At 32.9% G+C, this 7341-nt stretch carries 9 protein-coding genes; all 9 read left to right on the top strand.

The features are described 5' to 3' along the window. The coding region (locus AT685_RS07475) for an efflux RND transporter permease subunit (protein WP_143713176.1) at positions 1–1993 on the top strand (1993 nt) is incomplete at its 5' end. Positions 1994–2009: 16 nt separating this feature from the next. Further along, a complete protein-coding gene (locus AT685_RS07470) occupies positions 2010–3254 on the top strand; it encodes an efflux RND transporter periplasmic adaptor subunit (RefSeq protein ID WP_072152157.1) in 1245 nt (414 codons plus the stop codon). Between the two features lie 21 nt (positions 3255–3275). Next, positions 3276–3656, top strand: a complete 381-nt coding sequence (locus tag AT685_RS07465) for a helix-turn-helix domain-containing protein (RefSeq protein WP_159420506.1) — start codon at positions 3276–3278, stop codon at positions 3654–3656. A gap of 141 nt (positions 3657–3797) precedes the next feature. Next, positions 3798–4043: a MauE/DoxX family redox-associated membrane protein gene (locus tag AT685_RS07460; protein ID WP_072152155.1), complete on the top strand. Its 246-nt coding sequence runs from the start codon at positions 3798–3800 to the stop codon at positions 4041–4043. A 143-nt stretch (positions 4044–4186) separates the two neighbouring features. After that, positions 4187–4417, top strand: coding sequence for a hypothetical protein (locus AT685_RS07455; RefSeq protein WP_072152154.1), 231 nt, complete (start codon positions 4187–4189; stop codon positions 4415–4417). A 17-nt stretch (positions 4418–4434) separates the two neighbouring features. After that, the gene (locus AT685_RS07450) at positions 4435–5436 is read left to right on the top strand and encodes an NHL repeat-containing protein (RefSeq protein ID WP_072152153.1); all 1002 of its coding nucleotides are present in this window, start codon (positions 4435–4437) and stop codon (positions 5434–5436) included. Positions 5437–5681: 245 nt separating this feature from the next. Further along, positions 5682–6656: a 6-bladed beta-propeller gene (locus tag AT685_RS07440; RefSeq protein WP_143713175.1), complete on the top strand. Its 975-nt coding sequence runs from the start codon at positions 5682–5684 to the stop codon at positions 6654–6656. Positions 6657–6678: 22 nt separating this feature from the next. Beyond that, the gene (locus AT685_RS08480; RefSeq protein WP_159420505.1) at positions 6679–6852 is read left to right on the top strand and encodes a hypothetical protein; all 174 of its coding nucleotides are present in this window, start codon (positions 6679–6681) and stop codon (positions 6850–6852) included. A 2-nt stretch (positions 6853–6854) separates the two neighbouring features. Beyond that, entirely contained in the window at positions 6855–7241 is a 387-nt protein-coding gene (locus tag AT685_RS07435) for a hypothetical protein (RefSeq protein ID WP_072152150.1), read from the top strand. Positions 7242–7341 lie beyond the last annotated feature (100 nt).

Here is a 7341-nt window from a genome sequence, read left to right as displayed (position 1 = left end):
AAACATACAAAGATACTTTGAGGAGCGGAGAGAATTTGGTGTTGAGATCATCCTTACAGCGGTTAATGAAATGAGATTGCCTGTTATCGCAGCTTCGGTTACAACAGTTGGTGCCCTTATACCTGTTTTCCTGCTTCCTGAAAATTTGAAGCCATACTTTATTCAGTTTGCAATTACTGCTGGTTTTGTTATTATTTTTTCTCTCTTGGTCTCGTTGACTTTTGTACCAATTGCTTCGCTCAAGGTTTTAAACAGGGTTAAGCCGAAGAACAAAACTTGGATTTTGAAGTTTCTTTCAGATATTTATACGAAAATTTTGCGCTGGAATTTACATCATAAATGGCTTGTCCTTTCTTTGATTATCTTGCTTTTCGGTTTGCCTGTGTGGATGTTGCCAGAAAAAATTGAGATAAAGGAGGGTAAAGATAGATTTAAAATTTTTGGGCGGAAAATTTCACTTGTTAAAATCGCAGGACTTTACAATAAGATTTTTTCAAGTGAATTTTATAGCAGTATTAGACCTTATATTGACCATATACTTGGGGGGACATCACATCTTTTTTTCAAGTATGTTTACAAAGGCGAGTTGTGGAGATGGGGTGCCGAGACATACATAGTGGTTAGCATAATGGCACCTCAAGGCACAGAGATTTCAAGAGTTGATGAGTTTGTTAGAAAAATTGAAAAACAATTAGAAAAAAACCTTAATTACATAGAAAAGTTCACCTCTTGGATATCCAGTAGATACGCCACTATAAGGGTTGATTTCAACGATAAAATTGCGATGACATCAATACCCTATATAATCAAGGAAAATTTGGTTTCGTTATGTGCTCAAACAAGTGGATTTACGACATCTGTTTACGGATTTGGACCCGGTTTTTATTCAGGCGGAGAGCTTGCACCAAGTTTTTCAATTCAAATTCTTGGTTACAATTATGATGTCGTAAAACAAATAGCGCAGAACATAGGTGAAATCCTTTCACAAAATCCAAGGGTTTCGGATATTGAACTTGATAGAGTGCCATGGATGTCAAAGGAATATGAAATCGTTGCTTCCATTGATAGAGAAAAGCTCGGCAAATACGGAATTAATCTTGGTGAGTTGATTTATTTTATCGCTGGGAAATTAAGAATGTCGCTTGGAAATTTTGATGTGAAGATACAGAATCAAAAGGTTGGATTGAAAATCAACATTTCAAAATCGGGAAGTATGGATACCGGAATTGATGTAAGAGATCTTTTAGAATCTGATTTCGTGATAAGAGATAGAAGTATAAAATTAGGTGATGTTTTAAAAGTTGAGTTTGTCCCGACGATGCCAGAAATACGCCGTGAAAATCAACAATATACAAGATATGTGACCTTTAACTTCAAAGGTCCTTATCATTACGGAAATAAATTTACAGATGCTGTTATAAAAAGTGTTAAAATTCCTCCTGGATATGAGGTGAAAAGACCTGAGTATTTATTTTCATTTGGTGAAAGGGAGAAAATACCACTGATATTAATTGCAATTGTCTCCGTTTGCCTTGTTTTTATGATCACCGCCTCGCTTTATGAATCTTTTAAGAAGCCATTTGTCATAATATTATCTGTTCCTATGTCTCTAATAGGTTTATTTGCTGTGTTTTACCTTTTTGATGTTAATTTCGGTAGAGGCGGGTATGCAGGTCTTATACTTTTAATAGGTCTATCTGTTAATAATGGAATAATTCTTGTTGATAAGATGGCAAATTCAATTTCAAAATCAGGTGTTAAAGTTAAAGATTTAGTTTATGACGATATTCTGATATCGGCCTCTTTTAGCAGGGTTAGACCAATTTTGATAACAAATTTTACGACGATAGCTGGATTTATACCATTTGTTTTTACAAAGAATATATATTCACTCTGGTATCCGTTTGCTATTGCTGTTTCGGGTGGGCTTTTGTTTTCAATGTTAATTACTCTCTTCGTCATCCCGGTATTTTACAAAATTATCGTTAAATAAATTATAGGTGTTGAATATGGTGGGAAAAATTTCACTTAAGAGGTTTTTAATCTTCGTCGGCATCTTCATAATTTGTGGTGTGATCTTAACTTTGGGATTAATTTTATCTGGGGGTAGTGATGAGGAAATTGCGACTTTAAAAGAAGTAGAAACGGGTGAAATAATTTTTCCAGTTAAAGTTGATGTTGCAAGGAAGGGTGACCTAATACAGTGGATAAGCGCAGGTGGTTTAGCAAAACCAGCTCGTGAGATTGATATAATCCCAAGAGTTAGCGGTCAAATTGTTAACTTAAATGTTTATAATGGCAAGTTTATTACGGAAGGGGAATTAATTTTAAAGATTGATGATACGGAGTTTAAGATGGCATTAAAACAGGCGGAGAATAATTTGCTTGATGCGAGAGTTGAGTATAACCTTATGAAGTTAGGTATTGTCCCGGGGAGTGTGAATCCTGAAAGATTTAGAAGGGAAATTGACAGTTTGAGGGTTATTTATGAAGATATGAAGAAAAAGTTTGAAATGGGGCAAATAAGTGAAGTAGAACTTGAGAGGGTTAAAAGAGATTACGAAGCTTTGCTTGTTTATAGCGATGTGAACAGAGAGGATGTGATCGCAAATAAAAGTGGTTTAAATAGAGCCTTGATTGAATTTGAAAGGGCGAAATTAAATTTAAGCTATACGGAGATAAAAGCTCCATTTTCGGGATATATAGCTGATTGCGAATTGACGCCCGGGGGTTATGTCACAGCCGGGCAAAAATGTATGAAGCTTGTTGATATATCAAAAGTTAGAATAATCTCTGAGTTAACAGAAATGCAGGTGGCAAAGATTAGCCCTGGAAATATAGCTGAGGTGGAATTCGTTGCTTATCCCGGGAAGATTTTCAAAGGTAAAGTTGTTGAAATAAACCCTTATATTGATATTGAAAGACGGCTTGGAAAAGTTATAATAGAAGTTGAAAATCCCGAGCATAAAATAAAACCTGGCATGTTCGGAACAGTGAGAATTCAGAGCGAAGTTTATAAAAATGTCTTGATCATCCCAAGACGGGCAGTTGTTATGCGGGATAACAGACCAGTTGTGTTTGTTTATCAAGGCGATGGCAAAGATCAAGGACGCTCTAAATGGTTTTATGTTGAACTTGGTCGTGAAAATGAGCAATTTTACGAGATAAAAAGCGGGATAAGCCCCGGGGATACTATAATCGTTGAGGGAAACTATAACCTCGCACACGATTCAAAAGTCAGAATCATAAAATGAGAATTAAAATTGGGGATGATTATGCTTCTTAATAAGAGAAATCTGGAAAAAGTCATTCGGGAGAATATTTCAAATCAGAATTTCGGTGTAATTGAGGTAGCGAGTTATTTCAATGTCTCAGTTTCATATTTATATGATTTCATTGCTGAAAATTACGGAATAACTTTGCATAAACTCATTGAAACATTTCGCCTTGAAAAAGCGATAAAGTTAATTTCGGAGGGAGTTAATTTTAAAAATGTTTGTAAAGAATGTGGCTATTATAGAATTAGAACTTTTAGAGGTGCTTTTAAAAGAAGATTGGGTATTTCACCGTTAGAGTTTAAAAGAAAGTTGGATGAGAATTTTGGAGTTAAGGAAAAATTGGTTCAGGATTATTTGAAAATTTTATGGGGGGGGTGAAGGGTTGGTGTGAGGGTAAGGTGTAAAAATTTTCCGTAAAGAATTTCCGTAAATTTTTTCCGTAAAAATTTTCCCTCTTTTCTTGACAAAAAATTTTTGATGATTTAAATTTTGAGTGAGAAAATAACTTTGGCTTGGTTTATGATTGTTAAATTGATTTCAATTTTAAGAGTAACGATAGGTCTTTTTTTCATTGTTTCGGGATTTTTAAAAGGGATAGATATTGGGTGGTTTATTGATATAGTTCGTGGATATGGGATTTTGCCGAATTTTTTAGTTTTTGTGGTTTCAGTTTTAATTCCATTTTTTGAGTTTTTATTTGGTTTGATGCTTGTTTTGGGGTTGTGGGTAAGGTTTTCAAGTTTTGTTTTAATTTCAATGGTTTAGTATGCCTTTGGTGATGTATCTGATTGTGGATGTTTTGGAAGGTTTATTAAGAGGGAGGTTGGATTAACTATGTTTGTTGAGAATTTATTCCTTGTTTTGTTTTTAACATTGGTAAGTTTTAAAATAAAAAGGAGGGATGAAAGATGAAAAAAATAAAATTAATTACAATTTTTTTGTCAGTGCTAATTTTTAACTTAGCTATCATGCTTTACTGTGAATGTATCTATAACGGAATATCTGCTAGAGAGCCTTCAGCATGTAATAGTTGGGGTATTTGTGTTTATCCAGATGGTGCTCAAATTTGCTGTTTCCCTGAAGGGAGTTTAAAAGGTTGTGCTAATGGATGTTGTGATTGTATAGGTCCATTTGTATAAAAAAATAGGTTTAAAATATGTCTTGTATAATTTTGATTTTAAGTTTGATATTACTTCAGCTTAAATTTGAGAGTTTTTTCAAAAGAGCGGAACTTATACAATTATCATCAGATGTTATTATTGGTTCTATTTCAAATATTGTGATCACAGAAGAAGGTAATTATATAATTTCTGACCCTTTGGGTAATGCAATTTTGATCTTTAGCAGAAATGGGAAATTTTTAAAAAAGATAGGAGGTGCTGGGAGTGGTCCTGGTGAATATCGCTCGCCAAATTGCCTATCGCTTGACGCATGGGGAAATATCTATGTTGAGGACAGGGGTAACAGAAGAGTTAACATTTACAATAAGGATGGGGAGTTTAAAAATTCCTTTAAGTTGCAAAAATCTCCAGTTGTTTCATTAAAAGTTGATGAAAGTGGTAAAGTTTATACATATTGTCCTGGTGGTGTTGGTAGGGATGAAATGGTAATATATGTTTACGATAATAAGGGTGAATTAGTTAACAAATTTGGTCAACTTCCCAAGTTTATGTGGGATTTTCCATTTGTTATAGCCGGTGGTGGCATGATTATGGATTCAAAAGGTTTTATTTATCAGGTTCATCCTGTTGAATATGTTGTAAATAAATACTCACGTGATGGAACGATCGTTAAAAAATTCAAAATAAATTCTTCTTTTTATAAGGCTCCTTATAAACCAGATTTAAAAACAATCCAGATGGAATATCAAAAATGGCTTGATTCATGGACGCCAGTTTCTGGATTATATCTTTTAAATGACAGTTATATTGTTACTCTTTTAAGTCTTGGGAAAGACAAAATGGGTATGAAAAAACTTGTTATGGATATATTAAACCTTGATGGTGAAATTATAAAAAGTGGAATTGAACTTTTAACGCCTCAAAACTTATCAATTATTGGGGCATATAAAGATGGTTTATTTTTTCTTGAACAATTACCCCAAGATGAAAAGGGTAATATTCCAAATCCAAGGATAATAAAATATGTAATTAAATAAGGAGTGATAAAATATGTTTAAAAATTTTTTATTAATAATTTTCCTTGCCATATTTTTAACAATTAACTTTTTTGTGCTTGGAATTGATTTATCTTTTAAATCTGATATAGTTGCCCGTGCAGAATCATCAGGGGGATGTGAAAATTTGGGGTGTGGATGGCCGGGATTTTCTATTTGTTATGAGTGGGACAAAGGGAGATGTTATTATCCGTATACAATAATACAATAAAGTAAACAATTTTAAGATGTCTAAACGATTTTGCTACTTATTAATAACAGTGACTTTACTTATAATTTGTTTTGATATTTTGATATGCGGGGCAAGGAAGTGGAAGAATGTTAAGATAATTAGGGAATCAAACCTTTATTTACTTTTCCCAGCTATTATAAGAGTGAGTCCAGATGGTAAATATATCTATGTTCTTGATTACGGAGATATGAAAATCAAGCGATTTTCTAACGATATGAAATTTATAGGTGAATATGGCAAGGGAGTGGGTAAAGGTCCGGGTGAATTTATAAATCCAACTGATTTCAAGGTTGATAAAAATTACAATGTGTGGGTATGTGATCCTGAAAATGGGATTATAACTGTCTTTAAAGAGAATGGGGAAATTTTGAAAACTTTAAGATTAAAGAGTGTACCCTTTAGATTAACGCTTGTTGAAAATAAGTTCCTTGTTATAAAGCCACTGATTAGAACTGACTATCTTATTGAGGTTTATGATTTAAATGGGAACTTTGTTTTCAATCTTGGGAAAGATATTATTTCAGATCAGGGAAATAAATCAATTTTACTTGGAGGATGGATGGAATCAGGTGGTGAATTTGTTTATTATGGATTTGAAAGAATAGGTTTATTAGTTAGTTTTGACATTAAGAATGGAGTTGTAAAATATGTTCGTAAAACGATTGACGAAACACCAGAGCCAAAGATAGAAATACTCTCTATCAATGGAACTACAGGAATGCGAATCCCTCGTGATGCACCATTTTCCACTATGGGTATAGATGTTAAAGATAGTTTAATTTTTATAAAATCGGGTTCGGATTGGGATAGTAAGGAAAATATAACTATTATAGATGTGTACTCCAGTTTTAACGGTGATTATCTGTATTCATTTAAAATTCCAGAGAGAACATCTATGGCTTGCTTTAATGGTAAATTTTTCTTCGGTATAAGAGATACGATTTTAACTAAATGGCGAATCCAATTTTAGTAAATGATGATAAGTTGTTATCATGAGAGTTAAAATTCAAATTCTTTTGATAATCGCTTTAATATTCTTTAATTTTGTTTTGATTTTAAGACATGTTAAAATTTTAAAGTTTGTTTCAAGTTTGGATATGGATGAGGCAAGGATGATTTTAGAGGAAAATTCATTAGTGGAGAAATACTGCCAGGAGATGTTTTAAATTTGTTTAAGAATGAAAAGGCAAAGTACTTTCTAATTTTGGTTTTTAGAGCTGGTGATTGTCCTGCTTGTTTAGATTTCATTGTTCCGCTACTGACTTATTGGGGAGATAGTTTAAATGTTAATATTTTTGGCTTATATGCTGATAATGATACTATTCGGATGAAAAGGATTACTTGGTTGTATAAAATTAAATTTAGAGTTTTTAGTGACCCTGACATAGTAAATACCTTATCTTTGAAAAGAACACCTTGTGTTCTTTTTGTAACAGGTAGAGGTGCGGTTGTATATTCATATTTCCCTGATTATTTAAAGCCAGATAGAGGTAAAAAGTTTTTCTTAAAAGTTAGTGCAATTTTAAGAGGGAACAATTTAAGTGGCCAAAATTAGCTTTGATCATTTGGCAGAATTGGGTTTGTTTAAGATAGATTGCTTTTAATTTTTATTCTAGGGTCTTTTCTATAATGTTTTGAAGATAATAATAGATGTT

This window comes from Candidatus Kryptobacter tengchongensis, from assembly GCF_001458555.1.
Classification (GTDB): Bacteria; Bacteroidota; Ignavibacteria; order Kryptoniales; family Kryptoniaceae; genus Kryptonium; species Kryptonium tengchongense.
The sequence above is the reverse complement of the archived record's forward strand: the minus strand, read 5'-3'. Positions and strand labels throughout refer to the sequence as shown.